This is a genomic window from Arthrospira sp. PCC 9901 (assembly GCF_059013425.1).
The window spans coordinates 3437175-3461979 of sequence record NZ_CP102296.1 but is presented as its reverse complement, the minus strand read 5'-3'; the positions used below and the strand labels follow the sequence as shown (position 1 = coordinate 3461979).

General features: G+C 46.2%; 24 protein-coding genes. 10 read left to right on the top strand and 14 right to left on the bottom strand.

Going from position 1 to position 24805, the window contains the following annotated elements; all coding sequences use genetic code 11:
- Positions 1 to 29: 29 nt before the first annotated feature.
- The 6 genes from NLZ44_RS15115 to NLZ44_RS15090 all read right to left on the bottom strand — a co-directional run bounded on the left by NLZ44_RS15115 (position 30) and on the right by NLZ44_RS15090 (position 5248).
- Positions 30 to 449 carry a type II toxin-antitoxin system Phd/YefM family antitoxin gene (locus NLZ44_RS15115; RefSeq protein WP_493750330.1) on the bottom strand — a complete coding sequence of 140 codons (420 nt, stop codon included), beginning with the start codon at positions 447 to 449 and terminating at the stop codon, positions 30 to 32.
- 81 nt (positions 450 to 530) lie between these two features.
- On the bottom strand, positions 531 to 794 hold the full coding sequence (locus tag NLZ44_RS15110) for a hypothetical protein (RefSeq protein WP_493750329.1): 264 nt from the start codon (positions 792 to 794) through the stop codon (positions 531 to 533).
- A 129-nt stretch (positions 795 to 923) separates the two neighbouring features.
- The gene (locus tag NLZ44_RS15105; protein ID WP_493750328.1) at positions 924 to 1112 is read right to left on the bottom strand and encodes a hypothetical protein; all 189 of its coding nucleotides are present in this window, start codon (positions 1110 to 1112) and stop codon (positions 924 to 926) included.
- A gap of 97 nt (positions 1113 to 1209) precedes the next feature.
- Positions 1210 to 4296 (bottom strand): CHAT domain-containing protein, encoded by a 3087-nt coding sequence (locus NLZ44_RS15100; RefSeq protein WP_493750327.1) that lies wholly within the window; start codon positions 4294 to 4296, stop codon positions 1210 to 1212.
- Positions 4297 to 4393: 97 nt separating this feature from the next.
- Positions 4394 to 4618 carry a hypothetical protein gene (locus NLZ44_RS15095; protein WP_493750326.1) on the bottom strand — a complete coding sequence of 75 codons (225 nt, stop codon included), beginning with the start codon at positions 4616 to 4618 and terminating at the stop codon, positions 4394 to 4396.
- A 51-nt stretch (positions 4619 to 4669) separates the two neighbouring features.
- Positions 4670 to 5248, bottom strand: a complete 579-nt coding sequence (locus tag NLZ44_RS15090; RefSeq protein ID WP_493750325.1) for a hypothetical protein — start codon at positions 5246 to 5248, stop codon at positions 4670 to 4672.
- 147 nt (positions 5249 to 5395) lie between these two features.
- Between NLZ44_RS15090 and NLZ44_RS15085 the strand changes: the two genes are divergently transcribed.
- Entirely contained in the window at positions 5396 to 6241 is an 846-nt protein-coding gene (locus NLZ44_RS15085; RefSeq protein WP_493750324.1) for a hypothetical protein, read from the top strand.
- 129 nt (positions 6242 to 6370) lie between these two features.
- Positions 6371 to 7003: a tRNA (adenosine(37)-N6)-threonylcarbamoyltransferase complex dimerization subunit type 1 TsaB gene (gene tsaB / locus NLZ44_RS15080; protein WP_493750323.1), complete on the top strand. Its 633-nt coding sequence runs from the start codon at positions 6371 to 6373 to the stop codon at positions 7001 to 7003.
- 15 nt (positions 7004 to 7018) lie between these two features.
- On the opposite strand, the gene cbiQ is transcribed toward tsaB, so the two are convergent.
- The 4 genes from cbiQ to NLZ44_RS15060 form a co-directional block, all read right to left on the bottom strand.
- Positions 7019 to 7789 carry a cobalt ECF transporter T component CbiQ gene (gene cbiQ / locus NLZ44_RS15075; RefSeq protein ID WP_493750322.1) on the bottom strand — a complete coding sequence of 257 codons (771 nt, stop codon included), beginning with the start codon at positions 7787 to 7789 and terminating at the stop codon, positions 7019 to 7021.
- A 247-nt stretch (positions 7790 to 8036) separates the two neighbouring features.
- Positions 8037 to 8681 (bottom strand): cobalt transporter CbiM, encoded by a 645-nt coding sequence (gene cbiM / locus NLZ44_RS15070; RefSeq protein WP_493750321.1) that lies wholly within the window; start codon positions 8679 to 8681, stop codon positions 8037 to 8039.
- 33 nt (positions 8682 to 8714) lie between these two features.
- Entirely contained in the window at positions 8715 to 9230 is a 516-nt protein-coding gene (locus NLZ44_RS15065; protein ID WP_493750320.1) for a carboxypeptidase regulatory-like domain-containing protein, read from the bottom strand.
- A gap of 63 nt (positions 9231 to 9293) precedes the next feature.
- Complete coding sequence (locus tag NLZ44_RS15060) at positions 9294 to 10235, bottom strand: hypothetical protein (RefSeq protein ID WP_493750319.1); 942 nt, start codon at positions 10233 to 10235, stop codon at positions 9294 to 9296.
- 460 nt (positions 10236 to 10695) lie between these two features.
- Here NLZ44_RS15060 and NLZ44_RS15055 point away from each other — a divergent pair, with 460 nt between their 5' ends.
- Complete coding sequence (locus NLZ44_RS15055) at positions 10696 to 11130, top strand: ferritin-like domain-containing protein (protein WP_006618925.1); 435 nt, start codon at positions 10696 to 10698, stop codon at positions 11128 to 11130.
- A 172-nt stretch (positions 11131 to 11302) separates the two neighbouring features.
- On the top strand, positions 11303 to 12334 hold the full coding sequence (locus tag NLZ44_RS15050; protein WP_493750318.1) for a C39 family peptidase: 1032 nt from the start codon (positions 11303 to 11305) through the stop codon (positions 12332 to 12334).
- Positions 12335 to 12507: 173 nt separating this feature from the next.
- On the opposite strand, the gene NLZ44_RS15045 is transcribed toward NLZ44_RS15050, so the two are convergent.
- Positions 12508 to 13683 (bottom strand): COP23 domain-containing protein, encoded by a 1176-nt coding sequence (locus tag NLZ44_RS15045; protein ID WP_493750317.1) that lies wholly within the window; start codon positions 13681 to 13683, stop codon positions 12508 to 12510.
- A gap of 434 nt (positions 13684 to 14117) precedes the next feature.
- Here NLZ44_RS15045 and NLZ44_RS15040 point away from each other — a divergent pair, with 434 nt between their 5' ends.
- Together NLZ44_RS15040 and NLZ44_RS15035 are read left to right on the top strand one after the other, a co-directional pair.
- On the top strand, positions 14118 to 14636 hold the full coding sequence (locus NLZ44_RS15040) for a globin family protein (RefSeq protein WP_493750316.1): 519 nt from the start codon (positions 14118 to 14120) through the stop codon (positions 14634 to 14636).
- 58 nt (positions 14637 to 14694) lie between these two features.
- On the top strand, positions 14695 to 15489 hold the full coding sequence (locus NLZ44_RS15035; protein WP_493750315.1) for a phycobilisome rod-core linker polypeptide: 795 nt from the start codon (positions 14695 to 14697) through the stop codon (positions 15487 to 15489).
- A gap of 50 nt (positions 15490 to 15539) precedes the next feature.
- Here NLZ44_RS15035 and cphA read toward each other — a convergent pair whose 3' ends face one another.
- Together cphA and NLZ44_RS15025 are read right to left on the bottom strand one after the other, a co-directional pair.
- Positions 15540 to 18227: a cyanophycin synthetase gene (cphA, locus tag NLZ44_RS15030; RefSeq protein ID WP_493750314.1), complete on the bottom strand. Its 2688-nt coding sequence runs from the start codon at positions 18225 to 18227 to the stop codon at positions 15540 to 15542.
- Between the two features lie 132 nt (positions 18228 to 18359).
- Entirely contained in the window at positions 18360 to 19217 is an 858-nt protein-coding gene (locus NLZ44_RS15025) for a cyanophycinase (protein WP_493750313.1), read from the bottom strand.
- A 708-nt stretch (positions 19218 to 19925) separates the two neighbouring features.
- Here NLZ44_RS15025 and NLZ44_RS15020 point away from each other — a divergent pair.
- From NLZ44_RS15020 to NLZ44_RS15005, 4 genes are all read left to right on the top strand, one after another.
- Positions 19926 to 20540: an IS607 family transposase gene (locus tag NLZ44_RS15020; RefSeq protein ID WP_493753007.1), complete on the top strand. Its 615-nt coding sequence runs from the start codon at positions 19926 to 19928 to the stop codon at positions 20538 to 20540.
- A complete protein-coding gene (locus NLZ44_RS15015; RefSeq protein ID WP_493753006.1) occupies positions 20497 to 21612 on the top strand; it encodes an RNA-guided endonuclease InsQ/TnpB family protein in 1116 nt (371 codons plus the stop codon). Before NLZ44_RS15020 ends, NLZ44_RS15015 begins: the two co-directional genes overlap by 44 nt.
- A 360-nt stretch (positions 21613 to 21972) precedes the next feature.
- Positions 21973 to 22671: a tRNA (guanosine(37)-N1)-methyltransferase TrmD gene (gene trmD, locus NLZ44_RS15010; protein WP_493750312.1), complete on the top strand. Its 699-nt coding sequence runs from the start codon at positions 21973 to 21975 to the stop codon at positions 22669 to 22671.
- A 56-nt stretch (positions 22672 to 22727) separates the two neighbouring features.
- On the top strand, positions 22728 to 23081 hold the full coding sequence (locus tag NLZ44_RS15005) for a hypothetical protein (RefSeq protein WP_493750311.1): 354 nt from the start codon (positions 22728 to 22730) through the stop codon (positions 23079 to 23081).
- A gap of 9 nt (positions 23082 to 23090) precedes the next feature.
- Here NLZ44_RS15005 and NLZ44_RS15000 read toward each other — a convergent pair whose 3' ends face one another.
- Positions 23091 to 24500: a glutaredoxin domain-containing protein gene (locus NLZ44_RS15000; protein ID WP_493750310.1), complete on the bottom strand. Its 1410-nt coding sequence runs from the start codon at positions 24498 to 24500 to the stop codon at positions 23091 to 23093.
- Positions 24501 to 24805: the final 305 nt, after the last annotated feature.

Sequence of the window (24805 nt, the reverse complement as noted above, 5' to 3'; positions counted from 1 at the left end):
ATGTTGGGTTGCACTGCGTTACACCCAACCTACCTACGGAAAGCTAATTCCCGCAACGCATTCTTGTACTTATCAGCGATCGCCTGATAAGCAGCGATCGCCTGACCCGATTCCGCCTGATGAGTTTCCGAAGCATCATCTTTAAGTTCGGCTACCATTTTCTTGAATTCGTCAAACACTTTATTCAAATCTTCTAGCTTTTCTTCAACTTTATTCAACTGTGAAGATGCAACCAACTCCTGGCTTTCCCACCAGGAATCATCACGGACTTGCACCAGGTTTTGGGAAGTTCCCGGTTGACGGTTTGACAATTTTTCTGGCGGGGAAACGGAAACCAGCTTGACCAGGGGTTGATTATCTTTGGTAATAAAAACCTCTTGTCCGCTTAGGGCTTTTTCCACCAATTCCGATAAATTTAGGTGGGCATCGGATAAATCAATGTGATACATATTTGCGCCTCCTATTGATGCAATTAATAAAGCAGCGATCGCCATCAAGTTCAGTTCAAATTATCATCCCAGTTCCCCTAACTATTCGGAAGGGGATAGCAATTTCGCCGTGATAATTAACTCGGCATTCTGGGGGTCAAATTCTATGGCAGTCACCATATAACGACTATAAATTATGTGCCTCATACTCCTGGGAATGCCCGGTTGATCATCTACTGCGATAACGGCTTCTGGTGCGATCGCCAAAAGGCCTTTATCCGCATCTTCCCAAACTAATCCATCCACCCGCACCCGGAAGCGTCGGGGGTTTCCCAGAATGTGATCATCGTTGCCGCCAGCCGTCACTATCGGACTGTCGGAAGTCGGCCACCAAATATCCTCCCCAAATTGTACGCGGGCAACATTGGCGATCGCTTCTTGACGGCGACTCTCACCTCGTGTTACAATGAGATAATCGGCATTAATTTCAACCAGTTAACCGGAGCGTTGACCGCCATCAACCAGAATCACCGTCGCGGAGAATGGCAAGGAAAACGGAATCGGTCGATTTTGTGCTTGGTTTTGGGCTACAATTACCGGGAGGGCGATCGCTGGTTGAATGTCACCGGTGGCGATCGTCAGACCAGCTAGGGATAGGCAAATCATCAGTTGAGGAGTTCTCATCGTAGGTGTCCGTTCAAATCTAATCTCATATTAATATCTTCAAGCTGACTCCGCTATTTTTCGGAAACTTCCCGACCCTCAGCGGCAGATATCCACCTTAAAAAGAACTGCCATCACCAATCAGAATTAAAGGAGACCAATAAAAGGGATGTATGCCTTCTTGGGCGAAGGTTAATTTCGCCTGTCGTAAAGCCTCAACTTTGGTCATTCCCTGGTTGACATTCTCATAAAATTGAGTCATAATTAAGAGAGTTTTATTATCCTCGGCATTCCAGAGGCTGGCAATCACCGCATCCGCCCCCGCCCGTTCAAATAAGTAGGCAACCGCTGCAAATTCGCGGCCGTCTGATTCGGCTTCCATGGCGGTTTGACAAGCACTTAAAACCACCAAATTAGTTTGGTTTAATCCCAACAATGCCGCCTGGGCAATATTGAAGTTTTCACCATTAGCAAATAAGATATTATTTGCCTCTAAACCTAGCCCCGGACATCCATTGAGGGCAAAGCAGCCGTGGGTCGCCAAATGGAGGACATTAAACCGGGCAGAATCGTTATAAAAACGATCGCGGGTCGCTTGTTCCCTCAGCCAATATTCCCCTGATAAAATTTCCGTAACTTGGCGGGCTTCCTGTTCGGCTCCGGGGAGTTCTTGGGCGGTGGGGGTGGGGTTGCCAAAGGCTAAAACATTGGTGGATAATCGGGGATTGTTGGGGATGTTACGGGTGGCGGAAATGCGGGTGAGGTAGTGGATGGGGTATTTTTCAAGTAGGTATTGGTCCCTTTGATTATCATAGAGGGTTTCAAAGGGGATATAACGGAGTTTTCCGGTGGCAATAATGGCGATTTGTTCGGGAGAATAGGCAGCAATATCCGCCTCTACCGGACGAATGAGATAATCATACAGTAGTTCTTGATTGCGCTCGAAGTCCTCGCGGTTTTGGTTTTGGATTTGGGTACGATATTCGGTGAGGATGGCATCAAATTCGGTGGGGTTAATGGGAATGGTGCGGACGAGGGTGGCTTGGTCGCGGCTGACTAAAAAAATGCCGATTTTATTCTCGACGTTACGAATATTAGTTAACAAAACTGGTTGAATAACCAGGGTTCCGGGGGCGATGTTGGCTTTGAGAGTTTCGATGTCTTGGGGGGTGGTTTCAAAGAGTTCGGAAACTTCTGGATATTTGCGGGAGATATCCTCAGCTAGTTGGCTGTTTTCGGTTTGTAATTGGTTGATTTGTTGGGAGAGTTGGGGTGTCCAGTCTTGGTCAACTTGGGAGTAAAGGAATTGTAGGCGTTGATGGTTTTGATTCCATTGGTCAATCAGTTTTTGGGCTTGTGGATTACTAACTTTTGCCTCGATAAGGCGGGTATAGTCGGCGAGGTCGAAGGTGGTGGCGAGGTTATACCATTTAAAGGCTTGGTCGGGTTGGTTTTGGTCAATGAGAAGATCCACAAGGGCGACGGGAGTTCCTCGGTTACTTTCTAGGAATGATTCGCGGTTTTCCTGTTGCAAACCTGCACGGATTTCTAGGGTAAATTGTACGGATTTTTCCCAATTTTCTATGGCGGTCTGGGGTTGACCGATATCGCGGTAAACTGCGCCGATATTACTGAGAGTCGCCGCTTCCCCACGGAGATCGCTGACTTCCCGCAATATGGGTAATGCTTGCTGGTAGTATGTTAAGGCTTCCTGATGTTGACCGATAGCGCTGTAAACTGCACCGATATTAGTGAGAGTAGCTGCTTCCCCACGGCGATCGCTCACTTCCCGGCTAATGGGTAATGCTTGCAGGTAGTATGTTAAGGCTTCCTGGGGTTGACCGATAGCGTCGTAAACTGCACCGATATTATTGAGAGTAGTAGCTTCCCCGGCGCGATCGCTAACTTCCCGCCTAATGGGTAATGCTTGCTGCAAGTATTTTAAGGCTTGCTGGGGTTGACCGATAGCGCTGTAAACTGCACCGATACTATTGAGGGTAGTAGCTTCCCCACGGCGATCGCTCACTTCCCGCCTAATGGGTAATGCTTGCTGGTAGTATGTTAAGGCTTCCTGGGGTTGACCTATTTGGCGGTAAACTGCACCGATATTATGGAGGGTAGTGGCTTCACCGCTGCGATCGCTGACTTCCCGCAATATGGGTAATGCTTGCAGGTAGTATGTTAAGGCTTCCTGGGGTTGACCGATAGCGCTGTAAAATCCACCGATATTATTGAGAGTAGTGGCTTCTCCCCTATGCTCGCTTATTTCCCGGAAAATTGGCAATGCTTGCTGGTAGTATTCTAATGCTTCCTGGGGTTGACCGATATCGCGGTAAACTACACCGATATTAGTGAGAGTAGCCGCTTCTCCACGGCGATCGCTAACTTCCCGCGTGATAGATAATGCTTGCAGGTAGTATGTTAAGGCTTCCTGAGGTTGACCTATTTGGCGGTAAACTGCACCGATATTATTGAGAGTAGCCGCTTCTCCACGGCGATCGCTAACTTCCCGCGTGATAGATAATGCTTGCTGTAAGTATGTTAAGGCTTCCTGGGGTTGACCGATATCGCCGTAAACTGCACCGATACCATTGAGGGTATTGGCTTCCCCGGCGCGATCGCTAACTTCCCGCGTAATAGATAATGCTTGCTGTAAGTATATTAACGCTTCCTGGGGTTGACTTATTTGGCGGTAAACTGCACCGATATTATGGAGAGTATTTGCTTCCCCAACGCGATCGCGCACTTCCCGCCTAATGGGTAATGCTTGCTGGTAGTATGTTAAGGCTTCCTGGGGTTGACCGATATCGCTGTAAATTCCACCGATACTATTGAGAGTAGCCGCTTCCCAACTGCGATCATTAACTTCTTGAAAAAGTCTCACAGCTTGATGATAGAAGTTTAAGGCTGCCTGGGGTTGACCGCTCCGATCATAGTTTAAACCCAGAAGAAGATTTGCGAATGCTTCCCCTTCCCGATGTTGAAGGCTTTGGGCAATAGCTAGGGCTTGTTTAAGTGTTTCTATTGCTTCCACATTTTGCCCTAGATTCATCTGTTGCGATCCCAGATCAATCAGTTTTCGAAACTGTTCCGCCTGAGAACTGGAGGTTTGGGCATAACTGCGCTCTGTCAGAATTGGGAATATGGCGGGAGTCGCCACTAGCATTGTTACTCCCAATAGAGAACCAATCATTAATTTTTTCATTGCACCACCTACTATTAATGGGAAATCGATGTTGGGTTTCGCGGCGTTACACCCCACCGACGAGAAGTTAGTTGGGTTTCACTGCGTTACACCCAACCTACGGGAAGCGGCTACGGGAAGCGGCGTTACACCCCACCGACGGGAAGCTAAATTTTTTCCGAACATCTTCAACGGCAGTTACTTTACCATTTTCGCTGTCAGCCATTCCCGCTTCCACCACCTGCCTGACATAAATCGAATACATCAGGTCATCCCAAGTCGAATTATCCGGAAGTTCATCAATCAGGCGTTTTGCTTCTTCCTTAATATTGGTCTTTTCCATAATTCATTCCTCAATGAGGTTCAGTTCAAATTATCATCCCAGTTCCCCTAACTATTCGGAAGGGGATAGCAATTTCGCCGTGATAATTAACTCGGAATTCTGGGGGTCAAATTCTATGGCAGTCACCACATAACGACTATGAATTATGTTCCTCATTCCCCTGGGAACACCGGGTTCATCATCTACTGCGATAACGGCTTCTGGTGCGATCGCCAAAATGCCTTTATCCGCATCTTCCCAAACTAATCCATCCACCCGCACCCGGAAGCGTCGGGGGTTTCCGCCTGTGTTCTCATGGTCGCCGCGAATCACGATCCGACCGTCGGAAGTCGGCCACCAAATATCCCCGCTAAATTGCACGCGGGAAACATTGGCGATCGCTTCTTGACCGCGACTCTCACCTCGTGTTACAACGAGATATTGAGAGTTCATTTCAACCAGTTGACCGGAGCGTTGACCGCCATTAACCAGAGTCACCGCCGCCCGGGTCGGCAAGGAAACCGGAATCGGTTTATTTTGTGCTTGGTTTTGGGCTACAATTACCGGGAGGGCGATCGCTGGTTGAATGTCACCGGTGGCGATCGTCAGACCAGCTAGGGATAGGCAAATCATCAGTTGAGGAGTTCTCATGGCAGGAGTGAGAGACGATATGATTTAATACTAACATCTTCAAGCTGACTCGACCCTTTTTCGGAAACTTCCCCCTTGACATTGGCTAAGTAGTCATTCCCCTACCCCCCATGGTTCTGGGTTCAATTGGCGATAAACGGAGGTTTAATGTTTAGTAAATTAGCCAGTTTATTAACTATATTAGGAGTCGGCTTGTATTTTACCGGCTGGATTTACCGCTGGGCATATTTCGCCTTTTTTCAACTAGAAGTGACCACGTTAGATTTGCCGATAGAATCGTTTTTTATTGCCCCGATTCAGGTCTTTTTTGGGCATTTGTCGGGGGGCGATTGGTCTACTTTCTGGCGCACTTTTCGGGTGGCGATCGCTACCTTTCTGCTAATTTTTCTGAGTCTCAAATTCATGGAATGGAGTAGCGGCAAATTCGCGAATTTCATGAACACCAGCCGTGATTATCTGTTAAAAAGAAGCCTCAAACAGCACCACTCTCGCGCGACTCGCACTTTGAATGCTTTGCCGGATTTCCAACCCATTAACTATGATAAAAACTTTGTCAATGAATTGGTGATTGCGGGTTGGTGTTTGGCGGGTCTATTTTATCTAGGTCAAACCCAGGGAAACCTAGACGCGATTCGAGATGCCCATAACCATACATCAATGTTGCCTGTGGTAACTATAATTACCCCAGAAAATCGGCTTCCCCTAGGTCGCAAAATCTACGACTTGACTGATGACCCAGTAGTGGGAAATTTTCGATTTATCGGGGATTTAGAACTTTATCAGATGTTACTACAGCGAGATTATAACGACAAAACCCAGGCGGATAACTCCAGCATCTGGCGACTGTTAATTGACCGAGACAGTCAATATTATATTTTCCCATCATTACCAGAAAATGCCCCCCCTAATGTGCGCCCTCCCCTGGTGATTATTCAGCAAAGCACAGCGGGAGAATATGTGATTATTCTGAGTCCAGAACCGGGTCCCAAATAACTTTAATGATGGGCGGTTATAGCCTTTTTCCTTGACCTGGGTTTGGTTAACGGGATTTCCATGGGTTGTATGGGGAAACTGACACCTATTAGGATAGCATAATATCAGTGAGTTACACAAGGTAGACTAATGGCAAAAAACTATGGTTTCGCTATCCATACCAGTAGCCCCGAATTGGGTTTAGCTATGGGGAAGTTTGGGGAACCTGTGCGCTGCCAAACTTGGCATTTGGGGAGGGATTTATCAACCCAACTCCATCAACATATATCGGAATTTATGCCCCCTCAAACTTGGGCGGATTTACAACTAATAGCGGTGGCGCGGGGTCCGGGAAGTTTTACGGGGACTCGCTTGGGAGTGGTGACGGCGAGAACCCTCGCACAACAGTTAGATATTCCCCTGTTTGCCATTTCTACTTTGGCGGCGGCTGCCTATAATTTAGCGGGGGATTATTCGGGGAATATTGCCCTAGAAATGCCGGCACAACGGGGAGAATTATTTGTGGCTATTTATCAGGTTTCTGCCCAGGGTTTGGTGACCAAATTGCCTGATAGTGTCATGTCTGCCTCACAGTGGGAAATGCGGTTATCTCAAGAAGAAAAACCATTAGAAAAAATCTCGCTGACGGGTGGACTCGGACAGACAAGTTGTGCTATATTGGGATTGGCTACTCTGTTATGGCAACAGGGAAATTGCCCCCACTGGTCGGATGCTTTACCATTTTATGGACAGCATCCGGTTCAGAATTTTAAAGGGGATTAATCCGACCATTTGCGGTTAAGTGGAGATGGTGGAAAGGGTGACAAATAGGGTGGCTAAAATTAAACTGATTCCCAGGGCGATCGCACTAGGCAAGTCTGTCAAAAACTCCCACGGTTTATGGGTTTTTTCGGGGATGCCATAACCTCGCAATTGCATGGCTTTATAGACCTGTTCCGACTGTTGATAACTACGAATTAATAAACTCCCGGCTAAGGCTGCGTAAATCTGCAAATTGCGACGACTGAATTGGTGGGGTTGAAATCCTCTTAATATGGTGGCGCGTTTCATCATTTGCAACTGATGGCTGAGTTCAAATATATATCGGTAGGATATTAATAACATATCGGCTAAAATGGGGGATAAACCAAGCGATCGCATGGCTTTAATTAGGGTGATAAATGAACAGGTCCCTAGCAAGACAACTCCGGTGGTGAAAATGGCTAAAAATCTACTAGCAATTAGCAAGACGGCTAGACTTCCCTCCTGGCGAATAATCAGGGGACCCCAAGACCATAAGACGGTCTGACCGGAAATAAATGGCAATAAGCCAACTACCCCCAAGATAAACAGTCCGGGATATTGTAGGCGATCGCCTAAAAAGGATAGCGGCAGTTTGGATATGGTGTATAATGTTAATGTGACTAGCAACATGGGGGGGACTAGCCAGAGTTGTTTAACATTAGCAAAAGCAAACATTAAGATTCCCAATCCAATTAGTTTTGATTGGGGGTTCCATCTATGAATAAATGAATCGAGATTAGCATACTCATCTATCCTAAATTTCATGGTTAATCTCTCCGGTTTAGGAAGGGTGAGTTAAGGGGGATTATTCAGACTCCCCCATCAATACAGTCTCTTCAGAAATCATCTGATCACATCTCAAAGTCCCTCTCCTCTCTGGGATCCAGATTTAGGGTGAGGGAAATGTATTAAGCGACTGGGGGATTTAGGGTGAGGGAAATGTATTAAGCGACTGGGGGATTTAGGGTGAGGGAAATGTATTAAGCGACTGGTAAACAAGTTGTAATAGGGGTTATTGGGTTAATAATTCTGGCTTGACTCGATTCAGAAAATTAACCACCATGGCGGTAAATACTCCCTCAATAAACATTAGAGGAATATGGGCGATAATTAGGGCGATAATGGCAGCTTTTTCGGCTTCACTTTCCAGGCTATAGGGAAGATTGGTAATCAGGATGGTCAAAAATAAGATGGTGGAGAAACCTACACTAGACGCACCTGCTAAAAACCCGAATAAATTTAGGCTGATGGTAGGTTTCAGGCGCTGACTAAATCGATGTCTACTTTGAAAAATTACGGCGGCTATTATAGCTGGAATCCCCATAATTATCGCATTAATTCCCAGGGTGGTTAATCCCCCATGTCCGAAGATAATCGCCTGGAATATTAAGCCGATTAAAATAGCCGGAAAAGCATAATCTCCTAAAATCGCTCCCAGTAGACCATTTAAGACTAGATGAACACTGGCGGGAGGGATGGGGATATGTATGGAGGAAGCGACGAAAAAGGCGGCGGTTAAAAGGGAGGCTTTGGGAATGTTGGCGGTGGGGTTGGCTTGTCGGTTGATTTGACGCAGAGAATACCAGGTTAATAAACCGGTGATTCCATAACCAGCCAGACAAATTTGCGCGGGAATAATACCCTCGGAAATGTGCATAAGTTAATGATATTTGTGAGGTTTGATGCTGGGTTAGTTTTGGGATTCTTGAGAGGTTATATGGGGGCTGTTGTCTCCCGTCTCATCAGAGGGTTTGAATCGGGTAAAAAATAGGGCGGTGCCGATAAATCCCCAAATTACGGCGGCGGCGGCTACCCATTTCTGTACAGGGTTTGATGCGGAATTGGAGGCGATCGCATTTTCGGCGCTGTCGGATACCTCTTCCCCTGGGGGACTCACGGGAATCGCAATTAACGCCCCATGTCCGGCTTGACGGACGGTGGCTTCCCACAAACCACTATTATCGTGGTCGGGAATGAAGACAAAGTGACCCTTTTCGTCCGTGTTTCCGGTCAGCCAAGGGGTGGTTGGGTCTTGGGGGGTGTAAATTCTCACCTCGGCGTTAACCATGGGTGTCCCTGAGTCATAGGTGGCGTTAATTTTGATGGCTGAGGTAGTTTGAGATTGGACTGTTACTCCATGGGCGATCGCTGATTCCGGTATGGCGATCGTCCAAAATAGTAGGGATATACAAAGTTTCCAGTTCATTAAATCCTCCTGATTATTCAACAATAAGTAATTGATAATTTGCCCTAATTCCGTGGGAGTTTATCAATCTCTTTGCATCTGCTTTTCGGCGCAGTGACCCTCACCCACATGGGCTAAATTCGGTAAAATTTCCATGATTCTTTGATAGTCCTCCTCCGCTAGTTGTTCTCTGAGTGTATCTAAATTGGCATCTACACCCTCTGAAGTGGCGATCGCTGCTAGGGGTTCAAAGCCTAATGCACCAGTGTTAATCTCGTCCTCCGCTTGGGCTTCTCCGTCTCCAAATAAGTGATCAAAATGAAACGTTGCTTCTAGGTTGGCGCGACTCCCTGGCTGCAAAATACCTTTACGTTCTTCTCCTACATAATCACCACAACTAAACGCCATTTCTTGATTAAATCTCAGGTTAAATGGTACAGTTAGACCATCTTTTGAGGCTGTCCCCACTAGCATCAATGAATAACCGGCAGCCATACCATCTACCGCCGGAACCATTTGCCACGAAATCGCATTATAGCGCCCTGGTGGTGCGGGTACTTCATTAACTAAAATCGTTTCTGCGCTCTCATCTTTTGCTGCTAAATCTACGGTTTTAAATTCTACTAAACTAATGATTTGTTGGGCTTTAATTTCTACTCCCGCATCAGGATTATAGGGGATTAAAGTTTGATATGCTTGGGCATTCGCCAAGGTTACATAAACATGATTAAATGCTAGTTCCCAACCATCTTTACTCACGAAACCTTCCCGGATAAAATCTTCTCCATTGGCGCGAAATTCCATAGTCCCAATTTCCGCAGACCCTGGCTGTATAGCAGTGGTTTCCGAGGGAGGGGTTTCTGATGTTTGACTCTGTAGGTTATCGGTGTCAGCACAAGCACATAATGCGATCGTACTCAACAATAATATATTGCCTAATCTGCCTAACTGTTTGTTCATATTACACCAATGGTCGGGTTTGCCACCAACATTATACCTAAAACCACTCAGATTTTCCATAACCATAAATTGTCTGATTTGACAATGCCCATGGGGGGCATATTTATCAATTATGTGATTATTAATTATTGCTGCCACTATAGAATTATCTGCCTAGGGGGCAAATAAGTTCCTGGGTGGGTTCAGGTTATCTTGAAAGATGTTTAAGGGTCAATAATTGTCGATTAACGCACCTATATTTATTTCCGGCATTTAGGAAAGTTTTACAGGTTCCCTAAATGGGACTGCTTAACCACTCAGACCTTGATTAATTTTTTCCATTTACCCCTTGACAAATTTCGTTTTTCATGGTATAAATTAAGCTGAATATCCCTAATGCCATCTCAACCTACTAGCAGCAAATGTTAACTCGTGCCATAATGTCCTATAATCGTTATGGTAATGATGGGGGTTGGGGAAGTTATCAAACCCAGTCCCTTTCACGGCGGAAGGATGTCAAGCGGGATTCACAGACTAATAGAAAATTATGAGAGACCTTGACCAGGACAAAACCATTGAGCTACTTAACTCCATCATGGAATTTGAGTTAGCTGGGGTGGTTCGATACACTCACTATTCCTTAATGGTGACCGGACCCAATCGTTTACCCATTGTGCAGTTTTTTCAAGCTCAAGCTACTGAGTCCCTCACCCATGCTCAACAAGCCGGGGAAATTCTCACAGGATTAGAAGGACATCCCAGCCAAAGAATTGCTCCCATTGAGGAAACTTATCAGCATTCGGTACAGGATTTATTGGCGGAAAGTCTCAACCATGAGAAAAAAGCTCTATCCCTGTATAAAGAACTACTGGAAACCGTAGAAAATGCCAGTATTTACCTAGAAGAGTATGCTCGCACTATGATTGGTCAGGAAGAACTACACAGCATCGAAATTCGCAAGATGTTGCGCGATTATAGCTGAGGTTATGTCGGCCCGGTGAAACTATAGCAATTAATAGCCTAGGTGGTCTAGTTCCTCTCAACCACCTAGGCTGAACTATTATCAAGACTCTGGGTTTGATGTTATGATTAATTTGATCTAGACCCCAAAGATGGCCATAACCCTACTATCCCATTTGAGATAAACACCCACGATGAAACTCCAGGATATCGTCAATACAGATAAACGTTACGATGTGAAAGATATCACCGAAGATGAAGAACTCACCCGTCAGATTCAAAATATTTTGGTGAGTTTTAATTTACTTGATCCCCCTGTCGATGGCATTTATGGCCCCAAGTCCAATGCGGCTATGCACCGTTTTCAAACGTTGTTAGAATGTCGGGAAAGCGGTTTTTTGGGAACTATCACAGCCCAAAAATTACTGACCACGAAACCAGAGGATATTCGCACAGATATACCCATCCTGAAAATCACTAGGGATACAATTCTGAAGCTGAGACCCGTTGATTCTGCCCAATTAAATGAATCGGAAAAACAAGGTGCGAAAGCCGGGCAAGAATTTCAGTTATTAGCCTTTGAACCCCACAGAAATCACGTCAGAGTTGCTCTCAGAAGTGAAACTTTTAAACAGCAATCAGTCTGGTATGTTTTTGAGAAACACGCGGAAATATATCAGGAAAAAAAGTTAGTTTATCCTAAGTCATTACCCACGGAAGTTAGACTGCGGAACTTTCCCTATTTTTCTCAACTCGATAACTGGTTTAATCCTACGGGATCATGTAATGTTACCTCGATCGCTATGTGTCTCAGCTATTATCAGGCTCGTCGTCGGGTTAGTTATGGTCAATTTGAAGATGAGTTATATGAATATGCTCTCAATAAGGGCTATAGCCGCCACAGTCCCCAAGATTTAGCCAAAATTGTCCGAGAGTATGGCTGTAAGGACTACTTCACCACTAACGCGACTATTGATGATGTGAAAGAATGGTTGGCGGAAGGAAAACCCACGGTAATTCATGGTTATTTTACATCCTTTGGTCACATCATGCCAGTAGTAGGTTATAATAGCTCTGGGTTCATAGTTCACGACCCCTATGGCGAATGGTTCTCTAGTGGATATCGTACTGATTTAAGTGGCGCATATCTCACCTATTCTTACTCTTTAATCCGGCGGCTGTGCCTCCCAGATGGCAATTTTTGGGTTCACTTTATTGCCCCATAATTTTAGGGATACAGCTTGTTCACCAGTCGCTTAATACATTGCCCTCACCCTAAATCCCTCTCCCAGAGAGGGAGAGGGACTTTGAGAGGTGATCAGATGATTTCTGAACAGGCTGTAATTTAAGCACAAAATATCACTAGAAATTTCGGTTTTCTGTGCCTCGGTCTTCACGACTACCAAATTTGTCCATCAGAAGGGGGATTATTTCCTGGGGTGACGGGAGTAGACGGGGTGACGGGAGTAGATGTGCCTTCTACTGGGGTGGCTTCCAGAAAATTGTTAAAGTCAATATACACGCCGCTGTCGTCTTCGCTTTCAAATAGGGGACTACTGGCTCCGGCACGAACATTAAAAAGCTGTTGTACAGTAGTCACAGGGTCTGAGCCGGGTTTGAGAGTGAATAAAACGCGATCGCCTGCACAGGGAATGCCATTATCACTAGCCACACATACGACATTTTGGCGATTAACTATGCCGTGGGTAATGTAATTTAACCAACCCAAACTGTAAAAGTTTTGGAAGCGCGCGGAAACTTCCCGACAGCGTTGTTCAGAGGTATAGCCAGAACCACTGAAATAGTCCGAATACCATTTAATCACAGGGACCCTTCCTCTGGGTGTGACTGCATAGGTGGTAGGTAAACCGTCTGGCCCTTGTTCACAGATAAACTGAGTTCGGGAAACTGGGGGAGGGTTGACCATAGCCTGGTTAGAGGAATTATCATTAGTTGATATCGGGTTAGTTGGTATCTGAGGGGGGTCTGTGTTTTGGACTCCTAGGGGAACGAGTCCGGGGGGTAACAAAACTCGATCAATCACTACAATTACACTATCATTAGGACCGGGAATTGGTAACTGATCAGCGTTAGCCTCGTTAAGCATTAGTTTTTGGTCTCTGGGGTTGCCACTAATGCGAATAGTGTTCCCTTGCAGAGTCATGATTTCCCCGGATTCTACCTGCTGCTGGGTGATGCGACCAGCTACAACGTGATAGTTTAAAATCTCTCGCAGGATTTCCCGATTTTCTGGCATTAAAAGGCGATCGCCAATTTCAGGCGGCAGACTGGCAAAAGCTGCGTCTGTTGGTGCTAAAATCGTGTAAGTTTGCCCCTTGAGTTTTTGGCTAAAACCACTTTCCTGTAAGGCTTTTCCCAGTGTCCTCAAGCGGTCCTGTTTACCTATAACCTCTGCTAACCCTAAATCGTCTTCTGACTCGTAGTAGGAAGACATGGGGTTAAAAAAGCTATAGTAGGGGTAATACTGAGCTAGACTGGGTGCGACACTATGCAGAGCGAGAATGCCTAACGCTGCTGTGCCTACAGACCAATATTTAAGATTGGTAATATTCATAGTTTTTCTCCCAATATTGCTGAAATAGAAAGGAAAGAACGAGGCTATCACTACTGACGACCTCACCAGGGGGATATCATTTAATCTAGCAGTGATTATCTATTTCCTAATGGCTGTACTACCCCTGACCCATGATCGCCGCCCCTCTGTTCCATTGTGGCACATTCCCATCACTCCCATTCTACCCAACTAAATCACTAAATAGGTAATCCCACTCATATTGACCCTGAATCAGTGGGGGATGTAGCAGTTTACCAGTGGCGATCGCTTCTCCGCACTTGACAAAACTGCCACAATGTGCATGATTTATCCATAATGTCGAATTGCTGAGTTTTGTTGATTTTTGTCTGGGGTCAGCATCAAACTTCTAAAAAGACAGTATACAATGGTAAGTGTACAGTCAATAGCCGATTCAGAGTGAGAGGATAACAAAAATGCCGACAATTAATTTGGCATGGGAAGAGTTAATGATCCAGGCAGATGGGCGTTATCTAAGCGACGCAGAACTAAAACCTTTTCATCAATATATTCAAACCCTCCCGGCGCGGACAAAAACCTATGAAATTATGCGGGCGAAATCACCGGAACTTATCAAGATTGCCTTGAAAAAGTTTATGCTAATTCACCCGGAAGTAATGCAGCAACACTCCAAGCGCTGTATTTACGATATGAACATGGCGATTTGCTTAATGTCGGTGGCTATGTTACGGGATGACCCCCGCTATTTTCGGGAATCTTTGATGCTGTGGTTAGCTAATATTCTGTCTGCCTATCAGAGGAACGTCGCCTGTCTCAAAGCCTATCACTGCTTGGAAGAAACCATGCAGGAGAAACTTCCCAGCACTTGCAATCAACTACTGAAACCTTACATGGATATCATTATGGAAGTCTTGGACATTCCACCCAAGTTGATGGCAACAGTACAACGGGGCGCGGCGAGTGCTAAAAGTTAATTAGTGTTTTTTTGATGTGATTTTTGGATGCTATTCAAGCATAATAGGAGCGGAAACTATGCCCTTACATGAAACCATCACTACTACCCATGATGCGTCCGTTGAAGAACGCACATTTGTTCTCAGTAAAATCTATCAGCAAGTCTTAGAACGTCAGCCCTACGAATCGGAACGCAAGCAATTATGGGATTTAGAAAGAGACTTCAAAAAAGGTAAACTAGGAATCCGCCACTTCCTGAAAAGTTTAGTAGTGCGACCTGTTTATTTAGAACATTTCTACGAAAATAGTTCTAACCTGAAGTTTATCGAAAATGCCTGTAAGCATTTTTTAGGGCGCACACCCCACGGAGATGAGGAAATCCACCATTGGGATAATATTCTGCTGCGACATGGTGTAGGCGCACTGGTTTCGGATATGGTGGACTCAGAGGAATATCGTAAATGCTTCGGCTATTTTACTGTTCCCTACTGGCGTGAACAGGCTTTGTATCAGTCGGCGACTGAATACTTAGAAAATGAGCGCCTCGGACATGAACACCCCGGACAGCGCGGCTGGGGTATTCCGAATCACTATCAACAAAAGCTACATATTAACTCTGATAGTGAGAGTGAGGTAGCGAAAACTGAACCAACGCCGCCACAGGAAGACCCGCAACCATCTCCAACGGTGCTGGGAATGATGAACGAAACGGAGGCGGAAAAAATTATGGAGTGTATTCAGACAATTTCTAAAATTCTGTTTGACAACCGCATTCCCGAACAGCGAATATCTCGCAAACGTATGGAAAATGCGATTCGACAACAGGTGTTAGAGTTTATGACTCCAGAAGATGCCGTTTTACTCGGTGAATAGTAGGGTAGTGGGGTGCGTCACCTGACGCACCTAGTGGAACCCCTCCCCTGTTAACTGATTTCGGCATTAGCGGCGCTCAAATTAGCGCCTTCAGGGTTGGTATCGAGGATGGGATTACGCGCTTTAATTAAAGCGATCGCCCGATTAACACTCTCAGGTAAAATTACCACCAGAGCCTCCTTGGGAGCCTGTTCTAGGGCGAGATTAATAGCCTCTGTCTCATTAAGGATAGTCTCATACTTAACCCTAGGATCGGGAACGGGTGAGAGGACTTCTTCAATACCCTGAGTAATCAGAACGGCTGCATCTCCGCGAGGTCGTCCTCGGGTATCATCATCTTCCTTAACAATAATCCGGTCAAACATCTTAGCGGACAATTTACCCAGAGTCACAAAATCTTCATCACGGCGATCGCCTGGACCTCCTACCACCCCAATCCGAGGCCCCGGCCAGTTATTGACAAACCCAGACAAGGCTTCATAACTAGCGGGATTATGGGCATAATCGATCAAAGCATGATAACTGCCCATATTAAAGAGATTCATGCGTCCAGGAGTCTGGTCAGCCGACGCAATGAAAGTAGCCAAGGCGGTGCGAATATGCTCAATTTTCACCCCTTGAGCAAAAGCGGCGGCGCAAGCAGCCAAAGCATTAGCAATCATAAACGGAGCCATACCGCCCATAGTTAGGGGAACATTTACCGCCTGTTCAATCCGCAGAGTCCAATCACCCTTGAGAATTGACAGATAGCCATTTTCATAGACGGCGGCCAATCCTCCGGCTTCGGTATGGCGCAGAATAATCTCATTATCGGGATTCATGGAGAAATAAGCCACTTGAGCCTTCACCCGTTCCGACATGGCAGCCACTAGGGGATCATCAGCATTAAGGATAGCATAACCGCGATCGCTAACCGCCTCAGCGACGACACTTTTGACCTTAGCCATTTGTTCAATGGTATCAATGTCTCCCAAACCCAGGTGATCAGCAGCGACATTGAGGACGACACCAATATCACAGGTATCAAAACCCAGACCCGATCGCAAAATTCCCCCCCGCGCACATTCAAGGACGGCGACTTCTACGGTGGGGTCACAGAGGATCAGGTGAGCGCTTTGGGGTCCCGTATTATCCCCCGGTTCAGCCATATAATCGCCGATATAAGTGCCATCGGTGGTGGTATAACCAACCACTTTACCCGTCTGCTTCATAATGTGGGCTAACAGACGAGTGGTGGTAGTTTTGCCATTAGTCCCAGTCAGGGAAAGAATGGGAATCCGACTAGGGGAAGACCCAGGGAATAGCATATCCATCACCGCCCCGGCCACATTACGCGGTAGGCCTTCACTGGGGGCGACGTGCATTCTAAATCCTGGGGCGGCGTTGACTTCCACAATCACCCCATCCACCTCCCGCAGGGGTTTAGAAATATCTGGGGTAACTACATCAATTCCGGCCACATCTAGGCCAATAATTTTGGCTACGCGAGCAAATAGCCAGATATTTTCTGGGTGGACTTCATCAGTGCGATCGATAGCACTGCCCCCCGTACTGAGGTTAGCCGTAGCGCGCAAAAAGCAAACTTCCCCCTTTGGTAGGACTGAATCGATAGTATATCCGGCTTCCTCAATCATAGAAAGCACAGTTTGATCAACCACAATTCTGGTGAGGACGTTATCATGTCCATCTCCCCGGCGAGGGTCTTTGTTAGTTTCCTCGATTAATTCCTCAATGGTGGATTTACCATTACCAACCACATGGGCGGGGACCCTTTCCGAAACTGCTACCACCCGACCATTGACGACTAAAACCCGATGATCTCGACCTTTGTAGAATCGCTCAATAATCACACTACGGGTTTTTGAGGCTTCACTGGCTGCATCATAGGCTGTCTGAGCCGTTTCCCAACGAGTCACATCTAGGGTAATACCTCTGCCGTGGTTGCCATCTAGGGGTTTAATAGCAATGGGATAGCCCCCCACATCCTCGATCGCATCACTGAGGTCTTCAAAGTAACGAATTACCGTCCCCCGTGGTACAGGAATCCCCGCATCCCGCAGCACTTGTTTAGTGCCTTCCTTATCGCAGGCCAGTTCCACCCCCAAAATACCAGTGCTACTGGTGAGGGTAGCTTGGATACGCTTTTGATTGACACCATAACCAAACTGGATCATAAAGCGGGCGTTTAGTTGCATCCAGGGGATATGGCGAAATTCCGCTTCTTTGATGATCGCTTCCGTACTCGGACCGAGGGCAGCTTGGGCTTTTAATTCCTTGAGATCTTCGAGGTCTTGAGTGAGTTCTTCAGCCGGATAAGTGCTAGTTTCGGCAATACTCTGACACAGACGCACCGCCGCCCGCCCTGCATATCGGCCCGCCTGTTCATTTTCGTATTCATAGACCACTTGAAACACTCCCGCAGTGGAGGTTTCCCGCGTCCGACCAAACCCCACAGGCATTCCGGCTAGTTGTTGCAGTTCCAGCGCCACGTGTTCGATAATATGACCCATTAATGTTCCCCGTTCCACCCGACTGAGAAAGCCACCCCGCACTCCCGGAGAACAACAATGCTCTACTAAACTAGGCAAAACGGAGGTTAAACCTTGATAAAATCCGGGAATATCTGAGGAGTAGCGTTCTGATAATTCTTCTAGGTCAAGACGCATTACGATCAGCTTGTGTCGTCTGATACTCCAGTAGTTAGGACCTCTGAGAGTTTGGATTCTAAGAATTTTCATATCTGTCTCGGTGGGTGATCCAGGAATTATTTTGGTGACAAGTCTCTGTGTTATTCAATGTCAAACTTCAAAGACCTCAAAACTGTTCGCATTGAACAGTTTTGCGACCTGAATATGATACAGCAATCCGAACTATAAGCTGGCTGCTGCTGGGAAGGCGGTGTGGGTTCGCATATTATAACTGTCACCGTGGGAGAGAATATTTACCCGCAGGTTAAATAAGCTCAGTGGGTCAGTAGCCCCCGCCTGGGCTACATTGGTATAGGATAGATCTTTCGCATCTATTATGGTCACGGTTCCTTTACCAATTACCCGCACTCGCCCTTCTCCTTCAAACATGGCACAGGTGTCCTCATCAATGCCAATCCCCATTTTATCTGGATGGGCGGCGATCGCACTAATTAGACGAGAGAAGCGGTTGCGATTCTGAAAATGTTGGTCTACGATCAAATCCGGTAGAATGTCCAGTCCGGTAGCCATATCCACTAGCGATCGATTAGGAGATTCCCCACTACCCCCCCCAGCGATCATGTGATGGCTCATCACCGCTGCCCCGGCACTGGTTCCCGCCAGGGCTATTTTACCCGCCCTAGCTGCTACCCGAATTTTCTCCATTAGCGGCGTATCTGCCAACAAACTGTACAGCCTTAACTGATCTCCTCCCGTCATAAACACCCCTGTACAATCCTCTAAATAATCGTGCCATTGTGGATCTTCACAGTGATGACGTTCCCGAATATCAAATACTTTCAGGGTCTTCGCTCCCATATTCTCAAAAATTTTCTGGTAGCGTTCCCCTTGAATACTCGGTTCTCTGGAGGCTGATGGAATAATTGCCAGTTGGGCATTTTCCCCCCCAGCACGACTGAAAAAGGTTTGCAGAATCTCACGTCCATGAACCTTGTCTTCTGCTCCTCCAATGACTAAAATTGAGGTTTGAGTTTCTTGATTAATCATTTGTTCAAGGGCTTGAGATGTCAACTGCTGCATATTGTTCTCCTCATGATAGGCATGAATTCAACTTAGTGGGCTTCTTTGGCGGACTCCAGATTCTGCACCACCACCCTTTTCCGGGTCTGGTTTTACTTCACTGCCTTCTGACATAAATTTGGCATAAAAGGGGACAGCAAAACTTTGTGTCTTGTGAAGTTGCCCTCCTCGGTTGTAGGTGAGTGACACTAACCATCGCCCTAACCAGAGGATATTTACCCAATTTGACCAAGAATCTGGCTAGTTTCCCAATGGGTTATGGTTCTTTCTCGATTCACCCCATCACCTGCCCGGATTCCCCAATCTCTTGAGTTAGAGATGCTCGAACTTAACATTTGCTTAATAGCCAATTTAACTTAAATCCTGCCAGGGAATCGGGATAAATTTGGGCTTGAAGGTGATCACACCAGATTCTATTTGCTTGGCAGACCCTCGGTTAATCTCCTTTTGCCGGAAATGCACACAGATGCTGCCAGGAAAAATTACCAAATTAGCGCAAATATTAGCATTTTAGTATATTTTGATACGGATTTAAACAATTCTTTAGACCCACCAGACCCACCGGACTTTCCCAGATTTTCGGGATCGAGGGTGTTACACCAAGCCCCGCTGCCCGATTTTATAACAAGGAGCATGATTTAATCTCAAATTAGGTTAATATTTTAGGGCAATATGGTATAAGAAGCGAGAAGGGTTGAGGATAAACCTATTGCCAGATATGTCCAACCCAAGGAAGCCGCCCAAATCCTTGGAGTCCATGAAAGAACACTCCGCAGATGGGACGACAATGGCTCAATCGACACCATCAGAACCCCCGCTGGGCAACGACGATACAACGTTGAGTCATATTCTGATTCCATATCAGGCAGTGACAAACGCAAAGTCGTTATCTATGCCAGAGTTAGTAGCCGCGCCCAGCAGTCCGACCTCAACCGACAGGTGGCCGCACTGTCCAACCTCTACCCCGAAGCAGAAGTCGTCTCAGAAATCCGAGGCGGGCTCAACTTCAAGGGAAAGGGAAAGAAAATGCTGGCCTTACTGGGACAAGTCTTGTCAGGAGATGTCCGCATGGTTGTCGTTGCCCACCCAGACCGATTGGCAATATGGGGATTTGACTTGTTTCGATGGCTCTGTGAGCAAAACAGTTGCTCACTCATGGTTCTCAACCAGACAAGTCTCAGTCCAGAACCAGAAATGGTTGAGGACATCCTCGCCATCCTCCACTGCTTCAGTTCCCGATTATACCGACGGAGTAAATACAAAACTCAGGTCAAAGAAGATCCGGATTTACCCCAGCCCGGAGCTAAATCAAGTCTGGCGTAAATGGCTGGCTGCTTGTCGGTATTGCTACAACCAAGCAATTGCATTATCTAGGAGTGGTAAACGACTAAGCAAGTTAAAGTTACGCAATAAAGTGATGCAGAGTGACTTACCCGAATGGGTCAAAGAAACACCCTGCCACATTCGGCAAAATGCCATCTTTGATGCCTATCAGGCTTTGAGCGCCAGTCCTGATGCCAGGTTTAGAAGTTGTCGTGACAGCTCTCAAGGGATGAAGTTCAATAATACTAATTTCTCTTCAGGGAGTTGGTATCCAAGACTAACGAAAGGATTAACTTTCATGGTTTCCGAAGCTATCCCTAAAACTTGCGGGCAAGGGACTCAGTTGGTGTTTACCAAAGGTCGATGGTTTGCGATTTTCCCTGAACCAGTTGCCGTTACCCCAACTGACGCTACTGGCGTGATTGCATTAGACCCGGGCGTCCGAACTTTTATGACCGGGTTTGATGGCTCTCGGTTTCTGGAATTGGGCTCCGGAGATATAGGACGCATCACTCGGTTATGTCAACATTTGGATGATTTGATGAGCCGAATCGCCAAGGAACCCTGTCGTTCAAGAAGGCGACGGATGAGGCAAGCGGCTCAACGAATGAGAACTAAAATCCGGAATTTAGTGGATGAAGCCCACAAACAAATTGCTCACTACTTGACTCACAACTACAGCCTAATTTTTTTGCCCACCTTCGAGACTTCCGATATGGTTGCCAAGGTGAAGCGTCTAATCAGGTCTAAGACTGCCCGCGCCATGCTGACATGGGCGCATTATCGATTCAAACTAACCCTGAGACATCAAGCCGAGATAACTGGAACCACAGTTGTAGATGTGACGGAAGAATACACCAGCAAAACCTGTACTCACTGTGGTCATGTGCATTCCCAGCTAGGTGGCTCAAAAGTGTTCCGATGTCCTGAGTGTGGGTTCACTCTACCCAGGGACTGGAACGGTGCTTTGGGAATCTTTCTAAAAGCTTTGCGGGATACCGCCTCTGTTACCTTAACGGGTAATAGTGCTATCGTCGCATTGTCAGGCAATAGCCGGATAAATGTCGCGTAAATGTATCAGTTCACGGATCACATCTGTTTTTATCTTTTTGGTTGGTTGCCAGTAAGGCTCAAGTTGTCTAATGGCTGTGGCTAAAAGTATGACGCGCCCATCTTTTTCAGCCATAGTCGGTACCAATTTGCTACAATGCTTCTATCAGCTCCCAGCAAGCGACCGATTGAGAGTAAAAGTCAGGCATTGCCCGAGCCTGCTAACTCTGGGAACGGTTGGCATCAGTCAGTCGTCAGATCTACTGGTTTTGCTGCCTGTCGAGGTATCTCTCAGGAGCAATTCTGGGAAACAAGCACCTACCCTAGCAGGTACGGTGGCTGGAGGGTTAATCATACAGTTACTGGCTTGGTTTGAGGTTCCGTGCGATTTGACATTATTACTCTATTCCCTGAATTTTTCTCTAGCCCTCTACAGTCAGGACTTCTAGCTAAAGCAATAGCTCGCCAGATCGCGGCGGTCTACTGCACTAATCCTAGGGATTTTGCCCTGGACAAGCACCGAAGAGTCGATGATGAACCATACGGCGGCGGGGTGGGAATGGTATTGAAACCTGAGCCGATTTTTGCGGCGGTTGAGTCCCTTCCCTCTCTTCCCCGACGAGAGGTGATTATGTTGACCCCCCAGGGGGAAACTATGCAACAGGGACTATTTCGCGATTTGGCTACTGGTTATGACCAACTTGTGTTGATTTGTGGACACTACGAAGGCATCGATGAGCGGGTTATGCACCTGGTGACTCGGGAGGTGTCTTTGGGTGATTTCGTCCTAACTGGGGGCGAAATTCCAGCCCTGGCTTTGATTAATGGTGTGGTGCGACTGCGACCGGGTACTGTGGGTAAGGTTGAATCCCTCAAGGCGGAGAGTTTTGAGGATGGACTACTAGACTATCCCCACTATACCCGCCCGGCTCAGTTTCGGGGAATGCGTGTCCCTGATGTTTTGCTCTCTGGTAATCATGCTGATATTCAACAATGGCGACGAGAACAACAACTTCAACGCACACAACAGCGCCGCCCTGACCTGTTATCGGGTCTGGAACTTCCTAAGCCGGAAAATTGAACTGACAAAACCCCTAACCCCCTCTTAACGGCGATCGCAACTATCTGTGAAATCCCATGAATCACTCACCTGAGCAATATATTACCGCCATCGATCGCGCTTTGAGTCAGGATAATTTCCATCAAGCCGCAGATTTAGCTGGCGAAGCGTTTAAGTCTTATCCTAACTCTGACAAAATTAAACGATATATGCAGGTTTTTGGACCGAAAACCTTGGAGTTTCACCGCTTACCACCTAACCCTGAGATGTCTTTGAATTTTAACTGGGTTGTCCAAAACCGCCAGGACTACCGAGGTAGATGGGTAGCCCTAAAAGGCGGGAATTTGGTGAGTGATGCAGCCTCCCTAGATGAGTTAAAACAACAACTGGGCGATCGCGTTAAGTTTTTGTTCTGTACGGTGGTATATTGACGAGTGGCTCTATCCTAAGACCAGTAATTCGGGTTTAGCAATCATCACTAATCCAAAGAATACCATAAAGGCTCCCGCAAATAGTTTCAGTAATCGCCCTTTTTCTTCCGTTAGACGATAGGATGAAAAAGAGTAAATAAAACTGATCAGAATCCCCAATAGCGGCAGAATATAGACTACACCATAAAAAGCCGTCCAGACACTATAACACAGTAAAACATTGGTCTGACAATAGTTGACTAGGGTGGCCATATATACAGTGGGTAAAATGGCTGTACATCCTAACTCTACTAGGTTGACGAAAATTGCTAATAAAACTGTAGCCAATAAGGCGGCGGCAAATTTTCGGCGATCGCTTTTAGCTGATTGTAATTGGTTGACGATGTTTCGGGCTTTTTTGGTAATCTCAATTTGCTGGTCTTGGGATAAAGACAGAGACACAGATTTTTTGAACCAAAAGAAGTCTTTAATGTTAATTAAACCAGCAATGGTGATCACAGTGCCCAATATAATCATCACTATTTGACCATATCTATCGATGAAAATTGAGCCCACTAATACCATAGCCATTATAAACACAAAATACATGACTCCTGATGTCACCACAAAGGTGGAACCTACTATCGCCATATCTCGCCTACTTTTGGTATAGGTCAGCAGGGATAATAGGATAATTAACACTGTAAAAGCACAGGGGTTAAAGCCGTCTGCTAAGGCGATGATAAATACAAATAGGGGGAAGGGTAAAGCCGCCGCAAATCCTCTAATTACTGCATCTGGGGTAAATGCGATCGCTAAAAATAGACTAACCATAATTACACCGGTTAGCCCCCCCAACCATAATCGCTTCGTTTCGACGGGTTTATCTTTAATGCTGAAAATTGGGTAGGTGACTAGATAAGCTAGGGGTAAAAATGATAAAACCCAGACAGGTATACCTTCTGTGGGAGTGGGTTTCTGCTGTACATTAACCGTTTGACCGGGAATGATAACAGCAGTTCCTAACTCGGCTTGAATAGCATTAATAATTTGGTTCTGATAGCCTATATAAGCCTGATAGGATGGGATAAATTCCAACTCTCCTGGGTCTGGAGAAAAACCGATAAAGGATTTATCACCAATTATGGTTCGGGGAACCGCGCGACTACTGATGTTATTCTCATCAAGAAATTCTTGGAATTTTTCCGGCTGTTTGTCAACATCAACCATGGTTAGGGTGATATTGTCATTAGCTTCCACTACCGGGAGTAAAAAGGCTTTTTCTTGACGACAATAGGGACAGTTTTCGCTGGTAAAAAATAACACATCTACGGAAGTCACATCATTGGCGGATAAGGCTCCAGCTGTTACGGTTAGTATTCCCAGTAATAGGGAGAAACAGAAGATGAGAGTTTGACGCAACCAGTTTTTCTTCAACATAAGACTTAGCCTGTTAATTGATCAATGCTTCAAATGGCGATCGCTCCTCAAGTAGTGGACACTTCCACCAAAATTATGGCTCCCCCTAGACGATTATGGAAAAATAGGTTATGCTTACCAGTTGGGGATAGTTAGCCTACTACAATCGGTAGCATTACCAGGCCAAAGCATCTACTAAGAACTTGACGAAAATTTGCACTGACTGTTCTCTGCATTTACTATAACTTAATTTACTGTTAAGATGTTAAATTTTAACCTTTCTTAACTTTGTCACCATTCTCAATCTCATCAGACCCGGGAGAATT